This window comes from Pantoea sp. RIT413 (assembly GCF_003057675.2).
GTDB lineage: Bacteria > Pseudomonadota > Gammaproteobacteria > Enterobacterales > Enterobacteriaceae > Pantoea > Pantoea eucrina.
This window is the reverse complement of record NZ_QBJB02000007.1, coordinates 39,045-65,289: the sequence shown is the minus strand read 5'-3', so window position 1 is coordinate 65,289 and position 26,245 is coordinate 39,045. Positions and strand designations below refer to the sequence as shown.

Genomic DNA, 26,245 nt, shown 5'->3' with positions numbered 1-26,245 from the left:
TTCCTATGTCCTTTTCTCAGTTCGGCGACAAATTTACGCAACCCACCGGTATCTCCCGTCTGATGGAAGATATGGGAGAGGGACTGCGCGCACCCGGCACCATCATGCTGGGCGGCGGTAACCCGGCACAGATCCCGGCAATGAACGATTATTTTGACCAGCTGCTGCTGCAGATGCATAAAGATGGCACGCTGAGCGAGGCGCTGTGCAACTATGACGGGCCACGCGGCAAGGCGCAGCTGCTGGCATCGCTTGCCACCCTGCTGCGCGAGCAGTTTGGCTGGCCTGTCACGGCGCAAAATATTGCGCTGACCAACGGCAGCCAGAGCGCGTTTTTCTATCTGTTTAATCTGTTTGCCGGACACCGCGCCGACGGCAGTAAAAAGCGCGTGCTGTTTCCGCTGGCGCCGGAATATCTCGGTTACGCTGACGCCGGCCTCGAAGAGGGGCTGTTTGTTTCAGCGAAGCCCACCATCGAGCTGCTGCCAGAAGGGCAGTTTAAATATCATGTCGATTTCGACCATCTGCCGCTGCATGAGGATATCGGGCTGATTTGCGTTTCGCGCCCGACCAATCCGACCGGCAATGTGGTCACTGACGATGAGCTGTTGCAGCTGGATGCGCTGGCACAGCAGCACGGCGTGCCGCTGTTGATCGACAACGCCTACGGCGTGCCCTTCCCCGGTATCATTTTCAGCGAAGCGCGCCCGCTGTGGAATCCCAACACCATTCTCTGCATGAGCCTCTCCAAGCTCGGCCTGCCTGGCGCACGCTGCGGCATCATTATTGCCGATGAAAGCACCATCAGCGCGCTGGGTAATATGAACGGTATTATCAGCCTGGCGCCCGGCAGCATTGGCCCGGCGCTGGCAAACGAAATGATTGTACGCGGCGATCTGCTGCGCCTCTCTGATGAGGTTATCCGGCCATTTTATCAGGCTAAAGTGGCGGAAACGCTGGCGATCCTGCGTCGCTACCTGCCGGAAGATCGCTGTCTGATCCACAAGCCGGAGGGGGCCATTTTCCTCTGGCTCTGGTTTCGCGATCTGCCCATCACCACTGAAGTGCTCTATCAGCGTCTCAAAGCGCGCGGCGTGCTGATGGTGCCGGGCCACTTCTTCTTCCCGGGGCTGGAGCAGGCGTGGCCGCATACGCATCAGTGCATGCGCATGAACTACGTACCGGAAGCGGCAAAAATTGAGCAAGCAGTCCGGATCCTGGCGGAGGAGCTGGAGCGCGCGCTCCGCGAGGCCGAAAGCGTCACGTATCCCGCAGACGAGAACCGGGTTTAACCGCCCGAAACCGGCTACAGCCTGAGAACAGGAAGCCCTTATGTCCGTGAAAGATATGCTGTTAGCGCTGTGCGTCGTTGTGGCGTGGGGCGTCAATTTTGTGGTGATCAAACTCGGGCTGCAGGGCATGCCGCCTTTTCTGCTGGCGGGACTGCGTTTTGCCCTGGTGGCGTTTCCGGCCCTGCTGTTTGTAAAGCGTCCGGCTATTCCGCTGCGCTGGCTGGTCATCTATGGCATGACGATCAGCTTCGGGCAGTTTGCCTTCCTGTTTTTAGCCATCAAGCTTGGCATGCCCGCCGGGGTAGCGTCGCTGGTGCTGCAGGCGCAGGCGTTCTTCACGCTGCTGCTGGGCGCGCTGCTGCTGGCTGAGAAGCTGCGCTGGAATCATATTACCGGCATCGTGATTGCGACCCTGGGGATGTATCTGCTCGCCAGCGCCGGTATGGCGGGCCAGACGGCAGGCGGCATTACCCTGACAACCATGCTGCTGACGCTGGCGGCGGCGGCCTCCTGGGGGCTGGGCAATATCACCAATAAAATCATTCTGCGCAATCACCGCGTACCGGTGATGTCGCTGGTGGTGTGGAGCGCGCTGGTGCCGGTTATTCCCTTTTTCATCTGCTCCTGGTGGTTTGAAGGCAGCGCGCTCATCGTGCACAGCCTGCAGGGCATTTCACTGCAGACTATTCTGGCGCTGATCTATCTGGCTTTCATCGCCACTATCATCGGTTATGGCATCTGGGGCCGGCTGCTGAGCCGCTATGAAACCTGGCGCGTCGCGCCGCTGACGCTGCTGGTGCCGGTGGTGGGGATTATCAGCGCGGCCGTTGTGCTGGATGAAGCGCTGACCGCGCAGGAGCTGCTGGGCGCAGCGGTGATCGTTGCCGGTCTGCTGATCAATGTCTTTGGCGGCCTGCTGAGCCAGCGGCTGCTCTCCCGCGCCTGAATCTGATCAAAAAAAAAACGCCGCATTGCTGCGGCGCTTAAGGCTTATGTGATGGCCTTATTTCAGAATTTCAATCCGGCGCGGTTTCGCCTCTTCAGGAACGATGCGCTCCAGATCGATGCTCAGCAGACCGAGTTCGAGACGCGCATCGCGCACCACGATGTGATCGGCCAGCTGGAATTTACGCTCAAAATTGCGCTCGGCGATGCCCTGATAAAGATATTTGCGCTCCGGCTGCTCTTCAGGGTGCGCGCCGCGTACCACCAGCATATTGTCGTGGGCGGTGATATCCAGCTCATTCTGGGCAAAGCCTGCTACCGCAATCGTAATGCGGTAGTGGTTTTCATCCACCAGTTCGACATTGTAAGGAGGGTAGCCTCCGTTCGCCTGGTTCTGATTGGTTTCCAGCAGATTAAACAGACGATCGAAACCGATGGAAGAACGATAAAGTGGAGAGAGATCAAAGTTACGCATAATAAGACTCCTGATAATCAGCAAGTTTTGGCAACCTTCCACTATGGACAGGTTGTCCGGCCTGGCACTGTCCCATGCGGCAACAGTCATACGGCCGTAATGTGAAAATGGGTATGGTAGCGATCTTTTCAAGGGCCACCGGCGTGATTTTTTTGCAGCAAAACCGGTGAGATGACATACACTCAGGAAACCCTGCACCTGCACTGAAAACAGAGCCAGAGAGCGCTGATAACGTCAGGTGACATATTGCTGCCAGGGATGCAGCCATGACTGAAGGGATGATGACAATGAAGATGATAAAACGTTTTCCGCTGACCGGCCTGCTGGTGTGCTGTGTGATAACCACCTCCGGCTGCTCCAGCATGATGTCGCACTCCGGCGGCAGTCAGGGTTACTATCCTGGCACCCGCGCCAGTGCCAAAATGCTGACTGATGATGACACGGGCTGGGTGCTGAAGCCGCTGGCGCTGATCGATCTGCCCTTCTCTGCCGTGCTGGATACGCTGCTGCTGCCGTGGGACTACTTCCACGCCGGTGAGGACAAACGCAGCTCCTCACCGCGCGAACGCGTGCTGCAAAGTGAAAGAGAGGCCAATACCCAGGCGAGCCTCGCTACGGCTGCTGCGATGCCGGCGTCGCACTGACGCAGAACAGCTGGCGCCAGCCCTCCACTTCACGCATATAGGCGATCTGTTTTCCGTCCGGCGACCAGACCACTGCGTCGCCGCTCAGCGCGGCGGCAGTGACCGGCGTCAGTGGCGTACAGCGACCGTCTGCCATTTCGCAGCGCATTACGCGGTCGGCACAGATAAAGGCGACGGCATCACCCTGCGGATGCCAGCTGAACGCAGACTGGATACTGCTGCTGAGCCGGGTGATCTGCCGCGGCTCACCGCCGTTGGGCGACACGCTCCAGAGCTGAATAATGTCCTGCTCATCGGCCAGCAGAAAGGCAATCGCGCTGCCGTCTGGCGCCGCGCGCAGCCAGTGACGCGGCTGCAGCGCCAGACCCCGGGTATGCGTCAGCCGCCGCTGCTGCACCCCTGCCGGCGGTGCCGGCATCCGGGTATCGCTGCCCTCCAGCGGCGAGCTGCCGGGACGGGCGTAATCAGCCAGCGCGTCCGGTAAATCCACGATAAACACCTCCGGCACCTTCTGCCCGCTGGCGCTGCGCGTGTCGCCGATAAAGGCGATAGCCCAGCGCTGCCAGCTGCCGTCAGCTTTCTGATAGCCGCGATCGCCAATCCAGCACTCTTCATAAGCGCGATCGATCGCATCGCTGCCGGGCTGCGGGTCGCGCTGCGTCTGGCTGATCAGCACGCAGTAGTGGCTGCCATCATACTCACGCGGATGTTTTTCAGCCGGACAGACCGGATGCAGCGGCACGGCCACGCCGACGTTGCGCAGGTCCTCGCGGCTGTCGCGCTCATGCATCACATGATCGTTGTAAGTAAAGCTGAGGCGGGTGCCATCCGGGCTAAAGACATGCACATGCGATCCGCCGCGCAGCGCGCCCGGCGTATAGGGCGCGGTAATATCGCAGGCGTCCAGCGTCTCCGCATGGCCATTCTGCACGATCACGCCACGGCGATGGTGAAAATCGTAATGCCAGTGTGCATCGGGATGTTCCGGGCCATGAATAAAGACGTAGCGCGGCGGCAGGTCGGGGCTTACGGTCACCACCCCAACGTGAGCCCCGTCGCGCGCCTGATAGAGAAGCTCAACGGCGCCCGTAAAGACGTTAACCCGCTCAATGGTCAGGCCGGTAAAAGAGGCGCCGGAGGGGCGCACATCAAACGCCAGCCACTGGCTGTCGGCGGTCCAGACGTTGATATTGGTCAGCTGGTGATGACGCTGCGCAAAGGTAAGCTGTTTTTCTGACATGGGACGCTCTGACAAATAACCAATGCTGATACGGTACGCGATTCCCTGCCGGGGCGCAGCAGTTTTGCGGGGATGCGCGCTTCCATGCGCGCCTCGTCGGATCAGCCAACGCGTTTCACGTCGCCGACCAGCAGAATGTAGGAGAGTGCGCCCACCAGCGCCACGGCGGAGATATACACCAGAGCCGGAGCAAAGCCATAATCCTGCGCCAGATAACCGACCACCAGCGGAACCGTAATACCGCCAAGTCCGCCGATAAAGTTGAACATGCCGCCGGTCAGACCAATCAGACGAACCGGTGCCAGCGATGATACCAGTGACCAGGTGATTGAGGCGAAACCGTTACCGAAGAACGCCAGCGCCATCAGCACCATAATCCACACGGGATCATTGGTGTAGTTAGCACCCATGATGCAGGTAGAGATCAGCAGACCGCAGATGATCGGCGTTTTGCGTGCGAAGCCGATTGAGCGTCCGCTGCGCACCAGCCTGTCGGCCACGATACCAGACAGGATCACGCCGAAAAAAGCGGCCAGAAACGGTACGGTTGTCATGAAACCGGCGGTTAATGCGGCAATATGCTTTTCCTGGGTCAGGTAGTTAGGGAACCATGTCAGGAAGAACCACAGCGTTGAGGTCACCGCAAACTGACCAAGGTACACGCCGCACAGTTTACGGTGGAACACCAGTTTCCAGTCGGCAGCTGTAAGCCGGGTGCGTGCTTTTTTCTCTGACGGCGCATCACCGTCAACCATTGCGCCACCTTCGCGAATATAGTCCAGCTCGGCCTGATTGATCCCTTTGCTGTGTCTGGGTGCCCGGTACACTTTGATCCACACCAGCGACCAGACGATGCCAATTCCGCCGGTAATGATAAACACCCAGTGCCAGCTGAGCAGCTCCTGGATCCAGATCAGCAGCGGCGTCAGGAATGCCAGTCCGACAAACTGTCCGGAGGTGTAGAAGCCAACGGCAGACGCACGCTCCTGCTCCGGAAACCAGCTGGTTACCAGGCGATTATTTGTCGGGAATGCCGGCGCCTCAAATACACCGGTAACCGCACGTAAGCTAATCAGCGATAATAAGCCCGTGGCAAATCCCTGAAATAATGTCGCCACCGACCAGCCGAGGATGGCAATAAAATAGGTCAGCCGCGAACCCACGCGATCGAGAAACCAGCCTCCGGGGATCTGGCAGAGCGTATATAGCCAGGCAAAGGCGGAAAAAACATAGCCCATTTCCGCTTTGGTAATGCCAAACTCCTCCTGAATATGAGCTGAGGCTACCGCTAAATTAGCGCGATCCACATAACAAATAACCACGGTAATAAAGATCATTAACAGCGTAATATAACGCCGCCGCGTTGGTCTGGCCTGAACAGCAGAGAGATCCATGGTGTTTCTCCGTCATGATGTTGTCCGCAGGGCGCAACAAGGCGCACCGCAAACAATGCAGGGTAAGATAGTCAGATGTAATCCGCCGTAGCGGTAAATATACCGTGCCGTCAGTAAGGCTGAGGGGTAGCCTGAGCCTTATTTATCCGGCACTTTTTTTAAAATATTTATAAATTTCCAACAGCCTGAATAATCCGGCCTGACGCAGGGTGATTATTTTAATCAGTCACCCGCAGAGCAGCGATCACCATTCAGCCACAGAGCCGTCCGGGAAGCGCCATAGCGGATTACGCCAGTCTGGCGCATTTTTACTGCGCTCAATCACCAGCTCTTCGTTAATTTCCACGCCAAGGCCTGGTTTATTCGACGGATAAAAGTGGCCATCATCCATTTTAAAATCGTCTTTATTAATAACGTAATCGAGCAGTTCGGCACCCTGATTGTAGTGAATACCCATGCTCTGCTCCTGGAATACCGCATTACGCGATACGAAGTCGACATGCAGACAGGCCGCGAGCGCAATCGGGCCCAGCGGACAGTGCGGCGCCAGCGCAACATCATACGACTCTGCCATGGCGGCAATTTTGTAGCATTCGGTGATGCCGCCAGCGTGCGACAGATCGGGCTGGAGAATGGCCAGCCCGCCCGCTTCCAGCACGCGTTTGAACTCAAACCGCGAGAACATCCGCTCACCGGCAGCGATCGGCAGGTGAGTCTGCGCAGCCAGGCGCGGATAGTATTCCGCCTGCTCGGCCAGCACCGGCTCTTCAATAAACAGCGGACGATAGGGCTCCAGCTCTTTAATCAGCACTTTTGCCATCGGCGCGCTGACGCGGCCGTGAAAATCGAGGCCAAACTCAATCTCGCTGCCGAACGCTTCGCGGATTTGCGCCACGGTATTGACCGCCGCGTCGACTTTGCGCGAGTTATCGATGATACCCATCTCTTCGCAGCCGTTGAGCTTGAAGGTATCAAACCCGATGGCGCGCAGTTTCTGAATGCCATCGATGACCTCCGCCGGCCGGTCGCCGCCTACCCAGCTATACGCTTTGATACTGTCGCGTACCAGACCGCCCAGCAGCTGATATACCGGTACGCCAAGCGCTTTGCCTTTGATATCCCACAGCGCCTGATCGATGCCGGCAATGGCACTCATCAGAATCGGACCACCGCGGTAAAAGCCGCCGCGGTACATCACCTGCCATAAGTCGTTGATGCGCGCCGGATCCTGCCCGACCAGATACTCTGACAGCTCATGCACCGCTGCTTCGACGCTGCGGGCGCGTCCTTCAATTACCGGTTCACCCCAGCCGGTGATGCCCTCGTCGGTTTCGATTTTCAGGAACATCCAGCGCGGCGGCAGACGATACGTCGTGAGTCGGGTAATTTTCATTGTACAGCGTCCTTGTAAGCAGCAATAAATGCGCGGGCCTTCTCTGCCGTGCGTGACAGCGGCTGGCCGGCGCGATAGAGATCGCTGCCCAGACCGGCGCCGATGCAGCCTGCAGCCATAAATTCATGCAGATTTTCGGGTGTAACGCCGCCAACGGCAAACACCGGGACTTCCGGCGGCAGGACCGCTTTCAGCGCTTTGATATAGCCGGGGCCAAAGGCTGAAGAGGGGAAAATTTTCAGCGCCTGCGCCCCCGCCTTTAAAGCGGTAAAGGCTTCTGAAGCGGTAGCACAGCCGGCTGCAACAATCATGCCCTGCGCGACCGCCTGACAAATCACGTCCGCATCCGTGTTGGGCGTGACCACCAGCCTGCTGTTCAGCGTGGCCAGCCTGTCGACCTGTGCCGTTTCCAGCACCGTTCCTGCGCCAATCAGCGCGCTATCGCCAAACGTTGCCACCATCGCCCCGATGCTTTGCGCCCAGTCGGGCGAATTCAGCGGAATTTCGATGGCATCAAAGCCAGCCTCAATGAGCGCACCGACGTGCGCTTCAGCTTCATCCGGTGTTATGCCGCGCAGAATAGCAATCAGCGGCAGTTTAGTGGGCCAGGACATTCGCAATACTCCTCATTCCATGCTGGAATGCAACATCGCCTTCCAGCGTAACTGAATCCCGGTTAATAAACGTCAGCGCCTGCTGATAACGCTGCGCCAGCGTGTGGCCGCCAATAATGGCGATCGGCTGTGGTGACGCATCCATGCGCTGCGTCATCAGCGCCACTTCATGACCGATTAACAGGCCGGAAAGAAACTCACTGACATGACGGCGATCGCGGGCGCCCAGCACATGCGCCGCGCGCACTTCAAACAGGCGGGCAATAACAGACGCATCCTGACACCCTCTTTCCACCCCCTGCATAAATGCCGCCTGAGAGGTCTCCTGTTCGGGCAGACCGGCGCCAATCAGCGACTGCTGCAGCAGTAAATGGTGCAGCTCACCGGTCATGACCGTACGAAAGTCCAGCACCCGATCCTGTTCCAGCTGAACCCATTTGGCATGCGTGCCGGGCATTACACACAGCGCTACCGGCTGCAGCGTTAACGCACCCAGCAGCTGCGTCTCTTCACCGCGCATCACGTTGTAGTTATCATCACGTTCAACGCTTAGTCCCGGCACAATCCATGCTTTTTGCTCCACACGCGTCAGGTGAGCGTGCAGCGCATTCAGGCTGGCCGGACAGGGCAGATAGGGGACTGACAGCCAGCCGGCATTGCTGCCGACCATGCCGGCCATGATCACCGGCACCTCATCCACAGGCCAGCCAGCGGTGACGCTGGCAAAGACCTGCGCTGGCGTCTGCCCGCCGAGGCGCGTGATGCCGGCGGGGGAGCGGCGTTCATTAACGCAGACGCCCTGCTGATAATGCCAGGCGCGTAAATTCGTTGAGCCCCAGTCAATAGCGATATAGCTGGTCACAAAATCTCTCTCAGTCGGGCCGTGGAGCTGGCAATCATCGCTTTTGCTGCACGTTCCGCGGCGTCACTATCCTGATGACGAATAGCGTCGTACAGCGCTTTATGTTCAGCTAATGTGCGCGGCATATTGCCGGCGTCCGCCATGTACGTCTGCGCAAACACCGCTTTCTGGAGCTGGCTTATCGCGACGTTAAGCTGCTGCAGCACCGGATTATGTACCGAGCCCATCACCGCTTCGTGATAGCGAATATCCGCATCGTTAAACGCTTCGCGATCGAGATGGTTTGCCACCATATCGTTATAGGCCTGTTCGATAGCGGCCAGATCGGTTGAGGTCGCCCGCTCGGCTGACCAGCGCGCAATCTGCGGCTCAACCAGCACGCGCACTTCGTTCATGGCGGCAATCAGGCGCGGATCCTGATCGTGCGCCAGCGCCCACTGCAATACATCGCTATCGAGATAATTCCACTGATTGCGCGGGGTCACGAACGCACCGCGGTAACGCTTCATCTCCATCAGGCGCTTTGCGATCAGCGCACGATAAACCTCACGGATGATGTTGCGTGAGGTCCCGAATTGTTCGCACAGCTCTGCTTCTGCGGGCAGCGCCGCACCCGGCACATACTTACCGGCGACAATCTCTTCACCCAGCGTATGGATAATGCGCTCTGTTTTGCTCAGCTGTTGTTGTGTCATGGGAGTCCGGTATATGAAGGGCATCAGCCCGTCAGATTACTGCGTTCCTGGTTTGAAACCTAACGGCTGCCTGAGCCATTGCGGACAATTGTAGTACTACATATGTATCTCGTACTACAATTCAGATCACAAAACAGACAATCGATGCGGATTTTACCGATTGGCAGGCCCTGCCGGCTCGTCATGACGCGCACAGCGTCAGCGTTTAACCACGGCAATGAGGAAGCCTGAAGCGCGCGGCTGGTCTGAGAAGGAGGTGATGCCGGTGCGGCAGGCCATACGACCTTCCACAACCGGCACAGAGATACCGCGGTGAGGGGGATTATCTGCGGGGCTCCCGCAGCGTGCCGGGAATCATATAAACGTGCTGGGGTTACAGCACCAGCTCTTCGATAGCGTGCGCAACGCCATCTTCCATATTGGTTTTAGTCACGAACTGAGCGATCTTTTTCACTGAGTCGATGGCATTACCCATCGCCACGCCGGTGCCGGCATACTCAATCATCGCCAGATCGTTCTCCTGATCGCCAATCGCCATCACTTCTGACTGCTGCAGGCCGAGTTTTTCCGCCAGCATCTTCACGCCATAGCCTTTGTTCACCAGCGGGTTGAGGATTTCCAGAAAATAAGGCGCGCTTTTCAGGACGGTGTAGCTCTCCTGCATGCGTACTGGCAGCCCGGCGATCGCTTTATCCAGCAGCGCCGGCTTATCGATCATCATAATTTTCGGGAAGCGCGTCGCCGGATCCATCTCTTCAACCGCACGATAGCGCACCGGAATACCGGTCAGGCTGGCTTCATGAATGGTGTATTCGCTGATGTCTTTATTGGGGGTATAGAGGGACGATTTGTCGAACGCCTGAAAATGCACGCCGAGTTCGCGCGCCAGCTGCTCAAGATAGAGGTAATCATCAAAGCTCAGCGTTTTCTCAGCCACCACGTCACCGCTATCGGCCTTGTGCGCCAGCGCACCGTTATTGCTGATGCAGTACTGACCCGGCTGGCGCAGATCCAGCTCCATCAGATAGCGCTCAACGCCGACAAACGGGCGGCCGGTCGCCAGCACAATCGACACGCCCTTGTCGCGCGCGCGCCCAATCGCTGTTTTTACCGCCGGAGTGATTTCGTGCTGCGGATTCAGCAGCGTGCCGTCCATATCGATCGCAATCAGTTTTATCGCCATAACGTCCTCGGTTAATTCAGGGTCTGACTTTCATGCTAGCGCGATTCAGCTCTCATTGACCAGTTTATCGGCGCGGCGGATCGCAGATGCGGTGGGCGGCAGATTCCGGATCGCTATGCTGGCCATATACAGGCGGCTGAATAGTTGACCATATAAGTGATTGCTTATAAATTTATATAAGCAATCACTTATAGGACGATTGCAGTATGTGGGAAATTATATTTTCCAGTCACTTTAAAGACTGGTTGCTATCACAGGAAATAAACCTGAAAAAGCGTCTTGCCGCAGCGCTTCTGAACCTTGAGCACTATGGGCCCCTGCTGCCCAGGCCTTATGCCGATACCGTTCACGGTTCCAGTTATCACAATATGAAGGAACTCAGAATTCAGTATGCAGGCCAGCCAATAAGAGTTTTCTATGCTTTTGATCCTGAAAGAAAAGCGATTGTACTCTGTGCTGGCAATAAGCGCGGGGATAAGCAGTTTTATCAGCGCATGATTGCCCTTGCAGACCAGATTTTCACCAACCACCTCGAACATGCTGAGGACAGGAACACATGAGCGACCTGAAGAAATTTCTCGATACGACATTTTCTGCCGCTGAGAGAGTGGAAATTCAGCAGCAAGCTGATGAATTAATACTGGAAACCGGCCTGCAGCTATTAAGGGAAGAATTGCAGTTGTCGCAACGGAAAGTGGCTGAAGCCATGGGTGTGAAGCAGCCGCGGATCGCACAAATTGAGCAGGGCGGAGCCGATCAGCGGTTAATCACGATTAAACGTTATATCGAAGCGATGGGCGGCAGGCTGAGCCTGGTGGTTGAGATGCCGGATGGTGCAGGAGAAAGGACTTTGCGGATATAAAAAACCCCTCCCGGGCGGGAGGGGTCAGAGCGTATCAGATATCGATGTTAGCGGCTTTCAGCGCGTTCTCTTCGATAAAGGCGCGACGCGGCTCCACCGCATCGCCCATCAGCGTGGTGAAGAGCTGATCGGCAGCAATCGCATCCCTGATGGTGACGCGCAGCATACGGCGGCTGTCCGGATCCATGGTGGTTTCCCACAGCTGCTCCGGGTTCATCTCGCCCAGCCCTTTATAGCGCTGAATGGAGAGACCACGGCGCGACTCTTTCACCAGCCACTCAATCGCCTGCTCAAAGCTGGCAACCGGCTGACGACGTTCGCCGCGCTCGATGTAGGCATCTTCTTCAATCAGGCCGCGCAGCTGCTCGCCCAGCGCACAGATTTTGCGATACTCCGGGCCACCGATAAACTCGCTATCCAGCGGGTAGTCGGTATCCACACCGTGGGTGCGCACACGCAGTACCGGCTCAGCCAGCTGCAGCTCACGATTTTCGCGTACCTGTGCCACATAGGTGCTGCCGTGTGCTTCACGCTCGTTAAGATACGCTACCAGCGTTTCCAGCCAGCTGCTGACGGCGGCGGTATCATCCAGCCCTGCCAGCGTTGGATGGTAAACCAGCGCATTAAGCAGGGCTGCCGGGAAGCGACGCTCCATGCGTTTGATCATCTTCTGCGTACTGTTGTACTCCGCGACCAGGCTCTCCAGCGGCTCACCGCCCAGCGCCGGTGCGCTGGCGTTGGTGTGCAGCGTAGCGCCGTCCAGCGCGATGGCGATCTGATACTGATCCATCGCGTCGGTGTCTTTAATATACTGTTCCTGCTTGCCTTTTTTCACTTTAAACAGCGGCGGCTGCGCAATGTAAACGTGGCCGCGCTCAATGATTTCCGGCATCTGACGGTAGAAGAAGGTCAGCAGCAGCGTACGGATATGTGAGCCATCGACGTCCGCATCGGTCATGATAATGATGCTGTGATAGCGCAGTTTATCCGGGTTGTACTCATCGCGGCCGATACCGCAGCCCAGCGCGGTGATCAGCGTGGCGACTTCCTGCGAAGAGAGCATTTTATCGAAACGCGCTTTCTCTACGTTGAGGATTTTACCCTTCAGCGGCAGAATCGCCTGGTTTTTACGGTTACGCCCCTGCTTCGCCGATCCGCCTGCAGAGTCACCCTCCACCAGGTAGATTTCAGAGAGCGCCGGATCGCGCTCCTGACAGTCTGCCAGCTTGCCCGGCAGGCCGGCCAGATCCAGCGCGCCTTTGCGGCGGGTCATCTCACGCGCACGGCGTGCTGCTTCGCGCGCGCGCGCAGCATCGATGATTTTGCCTACCACAATTTTTGCATCCGCCGGGTTTTCCAGCAGGTATTCGCTCAGCAGCTCATTCATCTGCTGCTCTACCGCCGATTTTACTTCGGAGGAGACCAGCTTATCTTTGGTCTGCGAGGAGAACTTCGGATCCGGCACTTTCACGGAAACCACGGCAATCAGGCCTTCACGCGCATCGTCACCGGTGGCGCTGACTTTGGCTTTTTTGCTGTAGCCCTCTTTATCCATATAGGCATTGAGCGTGCGCGTCATCGCCGCACGGAAACCGGCGAGATGCGTCCCGCCGTCGCGCTGCGGAATGTTATTGGTAAAGCAGTAGATGTTTTCCTGGAAACCATCGTTCCACTGCAGCGCCACTTCCACACCGATGCCATCTTTCTCGGTAGAGAAATAGAATACGTTAGGGTGAATCGGGTTTTTGTTGCGGTTCAGATACTCCACAAACGCCCTGATGCCGCCTTCATAGTGGTAGTGATCGCTCTTGTCATCACGCTTATCCTGCAGGCGAATAGAGACGCCGGAGTTCAGGAACGACAGCTCACGCAGGCGTTTGGCAAGAATCTCATATTCAAAATCGGTGACGTTGGTAAAGGTCTCGTGGCTTGGCCAGAAGCGTACGCGCGTACCGGTCGTCTCGGTATCGCCGGTAACCGCCAGCGGCGCCTGCGGCACGCCGTGCACGTAGGTCTGCTGATGCACTTTGCCGTCGCGACGAATGGTCAGCTCCAGCTTCTGCGACAGGGCATTAACCACGGAAACGCCAACGCCGTGCAGGCCGCCCGACACTTTGTAAGAGTTGTCATCAAACTTACCGCCGGCGTGCAGAACGGTCATGATCACTTCCGCCGCCGAGACACCCTCTTCCGGGTGAATACCGGTTGGAATACCGCGCCCGTCATCCTGCACCGACACGGAGTTATCTGCGTGGATAGTGACCACGATGTCACTGCAGTGTCCGGCGAGCGCTTCGTCGATGGCGTTATCCACGACCTCGAATACCATGTGATGCAGACCGGTGCCGTCATCCGTATCGCCGATATACATACCCGGGCGTTTGCGTACCGCATCAAGCCCTTTCAGGACTTTGATACTTGAGGAGTCATAAGAATTCGACATCAACGTTTCTCGCTCATTTAATCTTCAGGTTGAACCGCTATTTTACCCTGTTCCACGCGGAACATCTTGCCCTTTTCGTCGCTCATATCGATTACATGCTCTGTGCCAATAGCACTGACAAACACCTGAGCCTGCGTGGCTTTCAGCCGCTCAGCCAGCAGTCGCCGGCGCGTGTCATCCAGCTCGGATGCGAAGTCATCAATCAGGTATAAACAGCGACGTCCGCTGCTGCGCGTCAGGTACTCACCCTGCGCTAAACGCAGGGCGCACATCAGCAGCTTCAGCTGTCCGCGTGAGAGTAAATCTTCTACCGGCGTCCCTTCAGCACGAATGCGGAAATCCGCTTTGTGCGGGCCGCTGGCGGTGTAGGTAAGCGCGCGATCGCGCTCAAAATTGCGCTCCAGCAGATCGCCATAGTCGCTCTCTTTATCCCAGCCGCGCTGGAAAGAGAATGACAGGGCAAACTCAGGCAAAAACTGGCTGCAGGTCGCGGTGATCTCACTGGCGATGGCCGCGCTGTACTCCGCGCGCCAGGCGCTGATCTGCGCGGCCAGCGGCACCAGCTCCTGATCCCACGGACGAATCTGGCTGTAGCGTGAGGCCTGACGCAGCGCCGCGTTACGCTGCTTCAGCAGGCGACGCAGGTTGCTCCAGGCGATAAAAAAACCGGGATAAGCATGAAAACAGCCCCAGTCGATATAGGCTCTGCGGTATTTGGGGCCGCCGTTGAGCAATGTAAACCCCTCAGGCGTAATCAGCTGCATCGGCAGCAGCTGCGCCAGCTCGGCCACTTTATGCCCGTCGCTGCCGTCAATCCGCACCTTGCTGTCGCCGGCGCGGTTTTTGGTCAGCCCCACCGCCAGCGTGCGTTCACCGCCGCCATCAATACGCCCGTGCAGGACAAACGCCTCCTGCTCGTGACGGATCACCCGCCCCGCCTGCAGGCTGCGAAACGCCCGTCCGTGACCCAGCGTATAAATCGCCTCCAGCACGCTGGTTTTACCGCTGCCGTTGGCGCCGACAAGAAAGTTAAAGCCGGGTGCGAGGTCCAGGTCAGCCTGCTCAATATTACGAAAATCTTTAATCAGAAGGCGGGTTAAAGCCATGACGTGTTCCGGGGATCAACGTAGGGGAGCCATTAATGGCTCCCGAAGTGGTGCAAAAATCCGTCAGGTCGGCATAAATGCCGCCCCTACAATCTCATCGGCATGACGACGTATGCCGCAGCTGGACTGGCTACGTCTTCAATCTGTACGCTGGAAACAGAGTCGGTAAGCAGCAGACGGACGTTCTCGCACTTCAGCGCATTCAGCACATCCAGTACGTAGCTGACGTTAAAGCCAATCTCCAGCTCGGTGCCGCTATAAGAGACATCCAGCATCTCTTCCGCCTCTTCCTGCTCCGGGTTGTTTGCCGTGATTTTCAGCTGATTTTCAGTGATGTAGATGCGTACGCCGCGGAATTTCTCATTGGACAAAATAGCCGCACGGGCAAACGCCTGCTTGAGCAGATCGCAGCCCGCCTCCAGCGCCTTGTCCGGATTTTTGGGCAGAACGCGCCGGTAGTCAGGAAAACGACCATCCACCAGCTTAGAGGTGAAGATGAAATCGCCTACGTGCGCCCGAATGTTGCTGCTGCCAATCTGCACGCGCAGCGGGTTCTCACCGCCGTCCAGCAGGCGGACCAGCTCAATGACCCCTTTACGCGGTACGATCACAGAATGGTTTGGCAGCGCCTGACCAATCGGCATGGCGCAGACCGCCAGACGGTGACCGTCGGTTGCAACGGTACGCAGCTCTTCACCTTCGGTCTCAAACAGCATACCGTTAAGGTAGTAACGTACATCCTGATGCGCCATTGAAAACTGCGTGGCTTCAATCAGCCGCTTCAGCGTGGCCTGCGGCAGCGTAAATTCAACCTCGCTTTGCCAGTCATCCAGGTTAGGAAAATCGCTGGCAGGCAGCGTTGACAGTGAAAAACGACTGCGTCCGGAACGCACCAGCATGCGATCGCCTTCCAGCGTAACGCTGATTTCAGCGCCTTCCGGCAGGCCACGGCAGATATCAAGGAATTTGCGCGCCGGCACCGTGGTGGCGCCAGGCTCGTGGGCCTGATTCAGCGCCACGCGCGCTACCATTTCCATTTCCAGATCGGTTCCGGTCAGCAACAACGACCCTTCATTTACCTGCAGCAGCAAATTTCCGAGGATCGGCAGCGTCGGACGTCCGCCAAGCGGACCACTTACCTGTTGCAGGGGTTTCAGCAACTGCTCACGTTCAACAATAAATTTCATATGCGTCAGGAAGATAATGTTCGGATAAGGTTAGAGAAATCTTCTTTGATGTCGTGGCTCTCTTCACGCAGCTGCTCGATTTTTCGGCAGGCGTGCAGCACGGTGGTATGGTCCCGGCCACCAAACGCATCGCCAATTTCTGGCAGACTATGGTTGGTCAGCTCTTTTGCCATCGCCATCGCCATTTGACGCGGCCGCGCCACAGAGCGCGACCGGCGTTTCGACAGCAAATCCGCCACTTTGATTTTGTAATATTCCGCTACGGTTTTCTGAATGTTGTCGATAGTAACCAGCTTCTCCTGCAGCGCCAGCAAATCGCGCAGCGCTTCACGCACGAAATCGATGGTAATGGCGCGTCCGGTAAAGTTGGCATTCGCGATCACGCGGTTCAGCGCCCCTTCAAGCTCACGCACGTTGGAACGCAGACGTTTGGCAATGAAGAAAGCGACTTCACCCGGCAGGCGGATATCGTTCTCATCTGCTTTTTTCATCAGAATGGCCACGCGCGTTTCCAGTTCAGGCGGCTCAATGGCTACGGTCAGACCCCAGCCAAAGCGTGACTTGAGACGATCTTCCACGCCGTTAATCTCTTTAGGATAACGGTCAGAGGTGAGAATGATCTGCTGATTGCCTTCCAGCAGCGCGTTGAAGGTGTGAAAAAACTCCTCCTGCGAGCGCTCTTTATTGGCAAAGAACTGAATATCATCGATCAGCAGCGCGTCCACGGAACGGTAGTAGCGTTTGAACTCTTCAATCGCATTGTTCTGCAGCGCTTTTACCATGTCCTGCACAAACCGCTCTGAGTGCATGTAGACCACTTTGGCGTTGGGTTTACGGGCAATAATGCCATTACCGACCGCATGCAGCAGGTGCGTTTTACCCAGACCCGTGCCGCCATAAAGGAACAGCGGGTTATAGGCACCACCAGGATTATCTGCCACCTGGCGTGCCGCCGCGCGCGCCAGCTGGTTTGATTTACCCTCAACAAAGTTGTCGAAGTTATGGCGGTTGTTCACGTTCGAGCGATAGGTCACGTCCGCAGGTGCCGGCACTGAATCCCAGCTCGGACGCAGCAGCTGTGCCGGTGCCGGACGGGTTTCCACCGGTGCCGGCGCGCTGACGGTGCTGGTCATAACCGGCTGTGCAGCAGCAACCTGCGCCACAGGACGCGTACCCACTTCAAATCGCAGCAACGGCACATTTGCGCCGCAGAATTCGTTCAGCAGCCCATTAATACTGTTGAGGTATTTATCCCGAACCCAGTCGAGTACAAACCGATTTGGTGCATATAAGGCCAGCGTATTGTCGTTTAATTCAGCCTGCAGTGGACGGATCCACATGCTGAATTCGGTGGCAGGTAATTCATCCTGCAAACGGGCAAGACACTGTTGCCAAAGCGTAAGTGACACGGCGGACTCCACTCGTACAAAATCGATAAGAATTTCAGGCGCTAATAATAGAAACTGTCTTTTTTGACACAGGCGGTCAGAAAGCGCCTGCGACCGCTGTCTGCGGTAGTCATCCCCGGCGATCGCAGTGAGGATCGTCAGCGGAAGGGCGGATCATAGCGCAAAGCGCACCAGAGATCTTCCCTTTCTACACAGTTTTGATCCAATTTATCCACAGGGTGTAAAACCTTTGAACAGTTTATCCGTTCTGGCAAAAAAGCAAGCGAAGATCGCGCAGCAGACGCGAATTTTTCAGCCGCCGTCGCGTTTTTTTCCTGTGGATAGCGTGTGCGATCGCAAGAAGATCCTGGACGATCCTTGCGCTTTCCTTTACAGGCCGTATAATTCCCCACCCGGCATTGGCACGTGGTGCATTAATGCCCGGAATCGCGGTGTTTCCGGGTATTCAGGTCCCGCGACCAGCGAAGTAAATTGACTCCGGACTGTACAATTATTACAATCCCGCCTCTTTATTAAAGACACATTGAGGCGTCGGTCGCTTTACTGCCCCGAAAACGCGTCACCCAGTGAAATTTTTCAAGTTTAGGTAGAAATCGCCATGAAACGCACTTTTCAACCGTCCGTACTGAAGCGCAACCGTTCACACGGCTTCCGTGCTCGTATGGCAACCAAAAATGGTCGTCAGGTTCTGGCACGTCGTCGTGCTAAAGGCCGTTCTCGTCTGACCGTTTCTAAGTAATAAAAGCTAACCCTCGTGGTTCAGCTCGCATTTCCCAGGGAGTTACGTTTGTTAACTCCCGCTCATTTCACTTTCGTCTTCCAGCAACCTCTTCGGGCTGGCACGCCGCAAATCACCATCCTCGGCCGCCGCAATTCGCTGGGGCATCCCCGCATCGGTCTTACCGTCGCTAAAAAGCATGTAAAGCGCGCGCATGAACGTAACCGGATCAAGCGATTGACCCGGGAAAGTTTTCGTCTGCGTCAGCATGAACTGCCTGCGATGGATTTTGTTATTGTTGCGAAAAAGGGGATTGCTGACCTCGATAACCGGGCACTGATGGAAGCGTTGGAGAAACTATGGCGTCGTCACTGTCGCCTGGCTCGCGGCTCCTGATCGCACTGATACGCGTTTATCAACGCGCTATCAGCCCTCTGCTGGGACCTCATTGTCGGTTCCATCCCACCTGTTCGCAGTACGGGATTGAGGCCCTGCGCCGTTTCGGCGTGATAAAAGGCAGTTGGTTGACGATTAAACGCGTATTAAAATGCCACCCGCTAAACCCGGGTGGCGACGATCCTGTGCCGCCAAAAACCTTTGATACCAGAGAACATTAACGATGGATTCGCAACGCAATCTCTTTCTCATCGCTTTTCTGTTCGTGTCTTTTATGATCTGGCAAGCCTGGCAGACGGACCACGCTCCGCAGCCACAGCAGACCCAGACCACGCAGAACACAAGCAGCGCAGCGGGTGATGCCGCCACTTCCGGCGTGCCGGCCAGCGGTCAGGGCAAAACGATCACCGTTAAAACTGACGTCCTGTCACTCAATATCAACACGCGCGGTGGTGATATTGAACAGGCTCAGCTGCTGACCTACCCGGATAAACTCGGCTCCGACGCGCCATTCCAGCTGCTGGAAACCACGCCGGCATTTGTTTATCAGGCGCAGAGCGGCCTGACCGGTCGTAACGGCCCGGACAACCCGAACAATGGCGCGCGTCCGCTCTATACTGCCGCACAGGATAGCTTCGACATGGCCGATGGCCAGACTGAGCTGCGTGTGCCGCTGAGCTGGACTGGCGAAAACGGTGTGGTTTATACCAAAACCTTCATCTTCAAGCGTGGCGAGTTCGCGGTTAACGTTGACTACAACATCAATAACACCTCACAGCAGCCGCTGGAAGTGGCGATGTTTGGCCAGCTGAAGCAGACCATCGACCTGCCTAAGCATCGCGACACGGGCAGCAACAACTTTGCGCTGCACACCTTCCGCGGTGCCGCCTACTCCACCAGCGATGCGAAATATGAAAAATATAAGTTCGACACCATCGCTGATAACGAGAATCTGAGCACCACCACCAGCAACGGCTGGGTTGCGATGCTGCAGCAATATTTCGCCACGGCGTGGGTGCCACGTACGCAGGGTAATAACACCCTGTATACCAGCAACCTCGGCAACGGCGTAGCGGCGATCGGCTATAAGTCAGCGCCGGTTACCGTTGGTGCAGGTGCACAGCAGATGCTGGGCGCAACGCTGTGGGTCGGCCCGGAAATTCAGGATAAGATGGCTGCGATTGCGCCGCACCTTGACCTGACCGTGGATTACGGCTGGCTGTGGTTTATCTCTCAGCCACTGTTCAAGCTGCTGAAGTTCCTGCACAGCTTTATCGGTAACTGGGGCTTCTCCATTATCGTCATCACCTTCATCGTGCGCGGCATCATGTACCCGCTGACCAAAGCGCAGTACACCTCGATGGCTAAGATGCGCATGCTGCAGCCGAAGATTCAGGCGATGCGTGAGCGTCTGGGCGATGACAAGCAGAAGCAGAGCCAGGAAATGATGGCGCTCTACAAAGCGGAGAAAGTGAATCCGCTGGGTGGCTGTCTGCCGCTGGTGATTCAGATGCCTATCTTCCTGGCGCTCTACTATATGCTCTCTGGCTCGGTAGAACTGCGTCACGCACCGTTTGTACTGTGGATCCATGACCTCTCTGCACAGGACCCGTACTACATTCTGCCGGTGCTGATGGGTATCACCATGTTCTTCATTCAGAAGATGTCACCGACCACCGTGACCGATCCTATGCAGCAGAAGATCATGACCTACATGCCGGTGATCTTTACCGTCTTCTTCCTGTGGTTCCCGGCAGGTCTGGTGCTGTACTACATCGTCAGCAACCTGGTCACCATTCTCCAGCAGCAGCTGATTTACCGCGGCCTGGAAAAACGGGGCCTGCACAGCCGCGATAAGAAGAAAGCGTAACCTTCAGCCCGGCTGAGCAACAGGTATAATCAAGGGGCGGCATTTATGTCGCCCTGTTTTTTTTCTATTTTTCAGCCCGGCACAGCGCGGGCAAGAGGACGATCATGAGCCACAGCGATACTATCGTTGCGCAGGCAACCCCACCGGGCCGCGGCGGCGTCGGTATACTGCGTATCTCAGGCACCCGGGCAGCAGACGTTGCGCAGGCGCTGCTGGGTAAGCTGCCAAAGCCGCGCTATGCCGATTATCTGCCCTTTACCGATGCAGATGGCAGCGTGCTGGATCAGGGCATTGCGCTGTGGTTTCCGGGTCCGAACTCCTTTACCGGTGAAGATGTGCTGGAGCTGCAGGGGCATGGCGGACCGGTTATCCTGGACCTGCTGCTGAAACGTATTGTCGCCCTCCCCGGCCTGCGTATTGCGCAGCCAGGTGAGTTTTCGGAGCGCGCGTTTCTGAATGACAAGCTCGATCTGGCGCAGGCTGAGGCGATTGCCGATCTGATTGATGCCAGCTCGGAACAGGCGGCGCGCTCGGCAGTGAACTCGCTGCAGGGCGTGTTTTCACAGCGCGTAAATGCGCTGGTGGAGGCGCTGACCCACCTGCGCATCTATGTTGAGGCCGCTATCGATTTCCCGGATGAGGAGATCGACTTTCTTTCCGACGGTAAGATTGAAGCGCAGCTTAATGCGGTGATCGGCGACCTGAATGGCGTACGCGCTGAAGCGCGTCAGGGCAGCCTGCTGCGTGAGGGCATGAAGGTGGTGATTGCCGGACGCCCGAATGCAGGTAAGTCGAGCCTGCTGAATGCGCTGGCGGGACGCGAAGCGGCTATCGTTACCGACATTGCCGGCACCACGCGCGATGTCCTGCGCGAACATATCCATATTGATGGAATGCCGCTGCATATCATTGATACCGCCGGACTGCGCGAAGCCAGTGATGAAGTCGAGCGCATCGGCATCGAGCGCGCCTGGCAGGAGATTGAACAGGCCGATCGGGTGCTGTTTATGGTCGATGGCACCACAACGGACGCTACCGAAGCGGCGGCTATCTGGCCCGACTTTGTGGCACGCTTACCGGCGGCGCTGCCCATTACCGTGGTGCGTAACAAAGCGGATATGACCGGTGAGATCCTGGGGCTGAGTGAGATGAACGGCCATGCGCTAATCCGCCTTTCAGCCCGGACCGGCGACGGTGTGGAAACGCTGCGCGATCATCTGAAACAGAGCATGGGCTTTGCCGGCAATATAGAAGGCGGATTCCTTGCGCGCCGTCGCCATCTGCAGGCGCTGGAGAGTGCCGCCACGCATCTGCAGCAGGGGAAAGCGCAGCTGCTGGGCGCGTGGGCGGGTGAGCTGCTCGCGGAAGAGCTGCGGCTGGCACAGCAGGCGCTCAGCGAAATTACCGGCGAGTTTACCTCTGACGATCTGCTGGGCCGTATCTTCTCCAGCTTCTGTATCGGGAAATAAGCGCGTACCGCTCTTTGCCAGTCGATCATACATCTTTGTTATTTGGCTCCCTTTCTCCTTTACAGTATAACGATAGAGGCTGCGTTAAGCGCAGCCTCTATTATTCATGCTAAAAATCGGGCCTGCATCGCAGCCTGAACAGGAGAAAAACATGAGTACACCGCTCGACAGCGCGGCGCTTGATGCGCTGTTTACTGACGCCCGCACCCACAGCCACTGGCAGGATAAGCCGGTTTCACAGGCGCTGCTGCAGGAGCTTTATACCCTGACGGCTCTGGGCCCGACCTCCGCTAACTGTTCACCAGGCCGCTTTGTATTTGTGACCTCAGCGGAAGGCAAAGCCAGGCTGAAACCTGCCCTCTCCTCAGGCAACGTGGATAAAACCATGTCGGCGCCGGTAACGGTGATTGTCGCGTGGGATCCGGAGTTTTTTGAGCAGCTGCCAAAACTGTTTCCGTTTGGTGACGCGCGCAACTGGTTTACCAGCAGCCCGGAGCTGACAAAAGAGACCGCGTTTCGTAACAGCAGCCTGCAGGCAGGCTACCTTATCCTCGCCGCACGTTCGCTCGGTCTGGATGCCGGTCCGATGTCCGGCTTTGATCCCGCCAAAGTAAATGCCGCTTTCTTCAGCGAAAGTAAATGGCAGGTGAACATGCTGATCAATCTTGGCTACGGCGAGGCAGATAAACTGCATCCGCGCCTGACGCGACTCGGTTTTGATGAAGCCACCACCTTTGCCTGAAAGCTGGCAGCCCGTTTGCGCTCTGCCGGTCAGTCCGGCAGAGTCTCTTTCCCGCCTCGTCCCGCGCTAATTTTCAGTCTTATCTGAATTTATCGCTCTGCCGGGAAAGCCGGATGCAAACATCTAAGAAAATTCTTACAATGCCGCTGATGATTATTCGCCCATTTTCACGGAGCGACAGATGGCTGGTCATTTTGTGCGCTGGACAGGCACCACACCCCTGCCGGTAACGGTTTCACGCATCACTCCGGATGTGCTGGATAGCGCTGCCCGCCTGCCCGACCGGCGGCGCGCGCGTTTTCTTGCTGCCCGCGAGCTGCTGGCGCAGCTGATGCTGCGTATCTACGGAATCGATCGGCTGCCACCGCTGAGCGTCAGCAGCAGCGGACGCCCCTGCTTTGCCGATCCGAACCTGCCTGATTTCAGCATCTCCTATACAGGCAATATTACCGGCGTACTGCTGGCGGAAGAAGGCGGGCGTGCCGGACTGGATATGGAGATTGTCCGCGCGCACAGCCGGCAGACGCAGGAAGCGCTGATGCAGGAACTCTCTTCCGGTGAAAAGGCGTGGATCAATGCACAGCAGGATTTTATGGAAGCGGCCACGCAAATCTGGACGCTACGTCAGAGCGTGCTTAAGCTGACCGGTGAAGCAGATCGGGGCCTCTCTTCGCTGCGTCTGCATCCGGCATCAGGCCGGTTGCGCTCCACGCTATTTCCCGATATTCAGGCGGTCTGTGATGCCGAGCCGACGCTGGTCTGGTCATGCGCCCTTTCACCCGGAACCGGACATCTGCGACTGTGGGAGATTGACGGGCAGCAGCAGTGGGTTGCGCTGCGGGATATTGAAATGAATAAGCCGAACATGGATTCACATACGCTGCGCCTGACCAGTCTGCCCGGCGAACGCATAGCCGGGCAGCAGGAGATGCGGCAGCACTGAATCGGATGGCCGCACAGGCCACCTGAAGCGTCAGTGCGCGTCAATAAACGCGATTTTCAGTGCAAACAGCAGCGCAACTATCACCACGCAGGGGCTAATTTCACGCCAGCGTCCGGTGCCCAGCTTCATCACGCAGTAGGCGATAAAGCCCAGCGCGATCCCTTCCGTAATCGAGAAACTAAACGGCATCATCGCCGCGGTGACAAAGGCCGGTACCGCTTCGGTGAGATCGTCCCAGCGTACGCGCGACAGCGATGCCGTCATCAGTACACCGACGTAGATCAGCGCGCCCGCCGCCGCATAGCCCGGCACCATCGCCGCCAGCGGCGACAGAAATATTGCCAGCAGGAACAGCAGCCCGGTGATGACCGCCATCAGCCCGGTACGGCCGCCAATGGCAACGCCGGACGAACTCTCAATATAGGCTGTCACCGATGACGTACCCGCCAGCGCACCCGTGACGGAGCTGATGCTGTCCACATACAGCGCCTGCTTCATACGGGGAAAGGTGCCCTTTTCATCGGTCAGACCCGCTTTATCCGTTACGCCAATCAGCGTACCGGAGGAGTCAAACAGATTGACCAGCATAAAGGAGAAGATCACGCCTGCCATACCGATATTGAATGCGCCTTTGATATCCACCGCACCCGCCACCGCAGAGATTGACGGCGGCGGCGCAAAGAAACCGGTGAACCTGACATCTCCCAGCGCAAGCCCGATGCTGGTCGTGATCACAATCGAGACCAGCACCGCCGCGTGAATATTACGCGATGCCAGAATAGCGATAATGAAGAAGCCCAGCGCGCCCAGCAGCACACTGTGCGACGTCAAATCGCCGACGGCCACCAGCGTCTCCGCGTTTGGCACAATAATGCCGGCATTTTTCAGCCCCATCATCGCGATGAACAGGCCGATACCGGCGGTGATCCCGGTGCGCAGGCAGAGCGGAATATTGGCTATCATCCAGTAGCGCACGCGCAGCAGCGTCAGGATCAGCAGCCCCAGCGCACCCCAGAAAATGGCGCCCATCCCTATCTGCCAGGAGTAGCCCATTGCACCCACCACCACAAATGCGAAAAAGGCGTTCAGGCCCATCGCGGGTGCCAGCGCAACCGGCAGGTTCGCTATCAGCCCCATCAGGATGCTGCCAAAGGCGGCAATCAGACAGGTAGTGACAAACACCGCCTGGGTATCCATACCGGCAGCGCCGAGGATCTGCGGGTTAACAAAGACGATATAAACCATCGTCAGAAAAGTGGTGAACCCGGCAATCACTTCGGTGCGTACCGTAGTCCCGTGTTCCTGCAGTTTAAACGTGCGCTGCAGCAGGCCCTGAGTCTTCATTTCGCTGTTCCGCTGAAAAATTTATCGCCGCGTATCCTATAGGCTTTATTGCGGTAAAACACGGAATTTTCGCAACCGGTTGCCTGCTGCTGCCTGTGGCAATCCAGGCTAGAGTAAAAGCTGAAGAGTTATCAGAAGGATAGTGGGCGATGACAGTGGAGTGTGTGTTCTTTGATTGTGACGGCACGCTGGTCGACAGCGAAATGCTCTGCACGCAGGGCTATGTGAATACGTTTGCGCGCTACGGCATCACGCTGTCGCTGCAGCAGATGTTTGAGCGGTACAAAGGCGTGAAGCTTTACGACATTATTCGCGACATCAGCGAAGAGTATCATCAGGCGCTGCCGGTAGCAGAGGTGGAGCACGCCTATCGTATTGAAGTCGCGCGCCTGTTTGAGCAGGAGCTGCAGCCGATCGGCGGTGCACCGGAGCTGGTGGCGCGGATCCGCGTTCCGGTATGCGTGGTTTCTAACGGACCGGTAAAGAAAATGCAGCATTCGCTGGGTCTTACCGGCATGCTGCCGTGGTTTACCGAGCGCCTGTACAGCGGCTATGACATTCAGGCATGGAAACCCGATCCGCAGCTGATGTTCCACGCCGCAGAGCAGATGCAAGTGCCGATTGAACGCTGCATTCTGGTGGATGATTCCGAAGCGGGCGTTCGCGCCGGCATTGCTGCAGGTATTCCGGTGTTTTACTACTGCGCCGATGCGCATAATCCCGCAATTGATCATCCGCTGGTGACGCGGTTTGATGATATGGCGCAGCTGCCTGCGCTGTGGCAGGCGCGCGGCTGGGCGCTGTTATCAACCAGCGAGGTTCTGTAGGGGGCGCCCCTGATATGCGGCGGCATTGCCTGATATCAGGGCGGCATTAATGCCGCCCCTACGGCGCCCCTGCAATGTTTTGTAGGGGGCGCATTTATGCGCCCCTGGCATGAGACGCCGTACATCGCCTGATACCAGGGCGGCATGAATGCCGCCCCTACGGCGCCCTTGCAATGTTTTGTAGGGGGCGCA

General features: G+C 57.1%; 26 protein-coding genes. 13 read left to right on the top strand and 13 right to left on the bottom strand.

The genetic code is table 11. The features are described from left to right. The first annotated feature begins 5 nt into the window (after window positions 1–5). Both DBY66_RS11005 and DBY66_RS11000 read left to right on the top strand, forming a co-directional pair. A complete protein-coding gene (locus tag DBY66_RS11005; RefSeq protein ID WP_108570076.1) occupies window positions 6–1,292 on the top strand; it encodes a valine--pyruvate transaminase in 1,287 nt (428 codons plus the stop codon). Between the two features lie 40 nt (window positions 1,293–1,332). Beyond that, the gene (locus DBY66_RS11000) at window positions 1,333–2,238 is read left to right on the top strand and encodes an EamA family transporter (protein WP_039381533.1); all 906 of its coding nucleotides are present in this window, start codon (window positions 1,333–1,335) and stop codon (window positions 2,236–2,238) included. A gap of 57 nt (window positions 2,239–2,295) precedes the next feature. Here the strand turns inward: DBY66_RS11000 and ibpA are convergent, their stop codons facing one another. Continuing rightward, window positions 2,296–2,712, bottom strand: a complete 417-nt coding sequence (gene ibpA / locus DBY66_RS10995) for a small heat shock chaperone IbpA (protein WP_039381531.1) — start codon at window positions 2,710–2,712, stop codon at window positions 2,296–2,298. Window positions 2,713–2,999: 287 nt separating this feature from the next. Between ibpA and DBY66_RS10990 the strand changes: the two genes are divergently transcribed. Beyond that, window positions 3,000–3,356: a YceK/YidQ family lipoprotein gene (locus tag DBY66_RS10990; protein ID WP_223811800.1), complete on the top strand. Its 357-nt coding sequence runs from the start codon at window positions 3,000–3,002 to the stop codon at window positions 3,354–3,356. Here the strand turns inward: DBY66_RS10990 and DBY66_RS10985 are convergent. The 7 genes from DBY66_RS10985 to yidA form a co-directional block, all read right to left on the bottom strand. Next, a complete protein-coding gene (locus DBY66_RS10985; RefSeq protein WP_108570075.1) occupies window positions 3,325–4,596 on the bottom strand; it encodes a DUF3748 domain-containing protein in 1,272 nt (423 codons plus the stop codon). The genes DBY66_RS10990 and DBY66_RS10985 overlap by 32 nt on opposite strands. A 101-nt stretch (window positions 4,597–4,697) precedes the next feature. Beyond that, a complete protein-coding gene (locus tag DBY66_RS10980; RefSeq protein WP_104085883.1) occupies window positions 4,698–5,990 on the bottom strand; it encodes an MFS transporter in 1,293 nt (430 codons plus the stop codon). 244 nt (window positions 5,991–6,234) lie between these two features. After that, a complete protein-coding gene (gene dgoD, locus DBY66_RS10975) occupies window positions 6,235–7,383 on the bottom strand; it encodes a galactonate dehydratase (protein ID WP_039381519.1) in 1,149 nt (382 codons plus the stop codon). After that, entirely contained in the window at window positions 7,380–7,997 is a 618-nt protein-coding gene (locus DBY66_RS10970) for a 2-dehydro-3-deoxy-6-phosphogalactonate aldolase (RefSeq protein WP_108570074.1), read from the bottom strand. The genes dgoD and DBY66_RS10970 overlap by 4 nt, the downstream gene beginning before the upstream one ends. Further along, entirely contained in the window at window positions 7,981–8,859 is an 879-nt protein-coding gene (locus DBY66_RS10965) for a 2-dehydro-3-deoxygalactonokinase (RefSeq protein ID WP_108570073.1), read from the bottom strand. The genes DBY66_RS10970 and DBY66_RS10965 overlap by 17 nt, the downstream gene beginning before the upstream one ends. Continuing rightward, window positions 8,856–9,554, bottom strand: coding sequence for a FadR/GntR family transcriptional regulator (locus DBY66_RS10960; protein ID WP_039381509.1), 699 nt, complete (start codon window positions 9,552–9,554; stop codon window positions 8,856–8,858). Before DBY66_RS10960 ends, DBY66_RS10965 begins: the two co-directional genes overlap by 4 nt. A gap of 373 nt (window positions 9,555–9,927) precedes the next feature. Continuing rightward, a complete protein-coding gene (yidA, locus tag DBY66_RS10955) occupies window positions 9,928–10,737 on the bottom strand; it encodes a sugar-phosphatase (RefSeq protein WP_108570072.1) in 810 nt (269 codons plus the stop codon). A 206-nt stretch (window positions 10,738–10,943) separates the two neighbouring features. On the opposite strand from yidA, the gene DBY66_RS10950 reads away from it, so the two are divergent. Both DBY66_RS10950 and DBY66_RS10945 read left to right on the top strand, forming a co-directional pair. Further along, window positions 10,944–11,297: a type II toxin-antitoxin system RelE/ParE family toxin gene (locus DBY66_RS10950; RefSeq protein WP_108570071.1), complete on the top strand. Its 354-nt coding sequence runs from the start codon at window positions 10,944–10,946 to the stop codon at window positions 11,295–11,297. Further along, the gene (locus tag DBY66_RS10945) at window positions 11,294–11,599 is read left to right on the top strand and encodes a helix-turn-helix domain-containing protein (protein WP_108570070.1); all 306 of its coding nucleotides are present in this window, start codon (window positions 11,294–11,296) and stop codon (window positions 11,597–11,599) included. The genes DBY66_RS10950 and DBY66_RS10945 overlap by 4 nt, the downstream gene beginning before the upstream one ends. Before the next feature lie 34 nt (window positions 11,600–11,633). On the opposite strand, the gene gyrB is transcribed toward DBY66_RS10945, so the two are convergent. The 4 genes from gyrB to dnaA form a co-directional block, all read right to left on the bottom strand. Then, window positions 11,634–14,042, bottom strand: a complete 2,409-nt coding sequence (gene gyrB / locus DBY66_RS10940; RefSeq protein WP_039381501.1) for a DNA topoisomerase (ATP-hydrolyzing) subunit B — start codon at window positions 14,040–14,042, stop codon at window positions 11,634–11,636. A gap of 17 nt (window positions 14,043–14,059) precedes the next feature. Then, window positions 14,060–15,148 carry a DNA replication/repair protein RecF gene (gene recF, locus DBY66_RS10935; RefSeq protein ID WP_108570069.1) on the bottom strand — a complete coding sequence of 363 codons (1,089 nt, stop codon included), beginning with the start codon at window positions 15,146–15,148 and terminating at the stop codon, window positions 14,060–14,062. 86 nt (window positions 15,149–15,234) lie between these two features. After that, window positions 15,235–16,335: a DNA polymerase III subunit beta gene (gene dnaN / locus DBY66_RS10930; protein WP_039381494.1), complete on the bottom strand. Its 1,101-nt coding sequence runs from the start codon at window positions 16,333–16,335 to the stop codon at window positions 15,235–15,237. Between the two features lie 5 nt (window positions 16,336–16,340). Further along, window positions 16,341–17,744, bottom strand: a complete 1,404-nt coding sequence (gene dnaA / locus DBY66_RS10925; RefSeq protein WP_039381492.1) for a chromosomal replication initiator protein DnaA — start codon at window positions 17,742–17,744, stop codon at window positions 16,341–16,343. Between the two features lie 598 nt (window positions 17,745–18,342). Between dnaA and rpmH the strand changes: the two genes are divergently transcribed. The 7 genes from rpmH (at window position 18,343) to DBY66_RS10890 (ending at window position 23,882) form a co-directional block, all read left to right on the top strand. Continuing rightward, entirely contained in the window at window positions 18,343–18,483 is a 141-nt protein-coding gene (rpmH, locus tag DBY66_RS10920) for a 50S ribosomal protein L34 (RefSeq protein WP_003849659.1), read from the top strand. A gap of 15 nt (window positions 18,484–18,498) precedes the next feature. Beyond that, complete coding sequence (gene rnpA, locus DBY66_RS10915; RefSeq protein WP_071668251.1) at window positions 18,499–18,858, top strand: ribonuclease P protein component; 360 nt, start codon at window positions 18,499–18,501, stop codon at window positions 18,856–18,858. Next, on the top strand, window positions 18,822–19,079 hold the full coding sequence (yidD, locus tag DBY66_RS10910) for a membrane protein insertion efficiency factor YidD (RefSeq protein ID WP_071668252.1): 258 nt from the start codon (window positions 18,822–18,824) through the stop codon (window positions 19,077–19,079). The genes rnpA and yidD overlap by 37 nt, the downstream gene beginning before the upstream one ends. 2 nt (window positions 19,080–19,081) lie before the next feature. Then, window positions 19,082–20,728, top strand: coding sequence for a membrane protein insertase YidC (gene yidC / locus DBY66_RS10905; protein WP_108570068.1), 1,647 nt, complete (start codon window positions 19,082–19,084; stop codon window positions 20,726–20,728). Window positions 20,729–20,832: 104 nt separating this feature from the next. Then, window positions 20,833–22,197, top strand: coding sequence for a tRNA uridine-5-carboxymethylaminomethyl(34) synthesis GTPase MnmE (gene mnmE, locus DBY66_RS10900; RefSeq protein ID WP_071668253.1), 1,365 nt, complete (start codon window positions 20,833–20,835; stop codon window positions 22,195–22,197). 151 nt (window positions 22,198–22,348) lie between these two features. Then, entirely contained in the window at window positions 22,349–22,939 is a 591-nt protein-coding gene (locus DBY66_RS10895; protein ID WP_039381472.1) for a malonic semialdehyde reductase, read from the top strand. A gap of 181 nt (window positions 22,940–23,120) precedes the next feature. Next, window positions 23,121–23,882, top strand: a complete 762-nt coding sequence (locus DBY66_RS10890) for a 4'-phosphopantetheinyl transferase superfamily protein (RefSeq protein ID WP_094111674.1) — start codon at window positions 23,121–23,123, stop codon at window positions 23,880–23,882. A gap of 30 nt (window positions 23,883–23,912) precedes the next feature. Here DBY66_RS10890 and DBY66_RS10885 read toward each other — a convergent pair whose 3' ends face one another. Further along, a complete protein-coding gene (locus DBY66_RS10885) occupies window positions 23,913–25,226 on the bottom strand; it encodes an NCS2 family permease (RefSeq protein ID WP_039381465.1) in 1,314 nt (437 codons plus the stop codon). Between the two features lie 149 nt (window positions 25,227–25,375). Between DBY66_RS10885 and yieH the strand changes: the two genes are divergently transcribed. Further along, window positions 25,376–26,053 (top strand): 6-phosphogluconate phosphatase, encoded by a 678-nt coding sequence (gene yieH / locus DBY66_RS10880; RefSeq protein ID WP_094111672.1) that lies wholly within the window; start codon window positions 25,376–25,378, stop codon window positions 26,051–26,053. Window positions 26,054–26,245 lie beyond the last annotated feature (192 nt).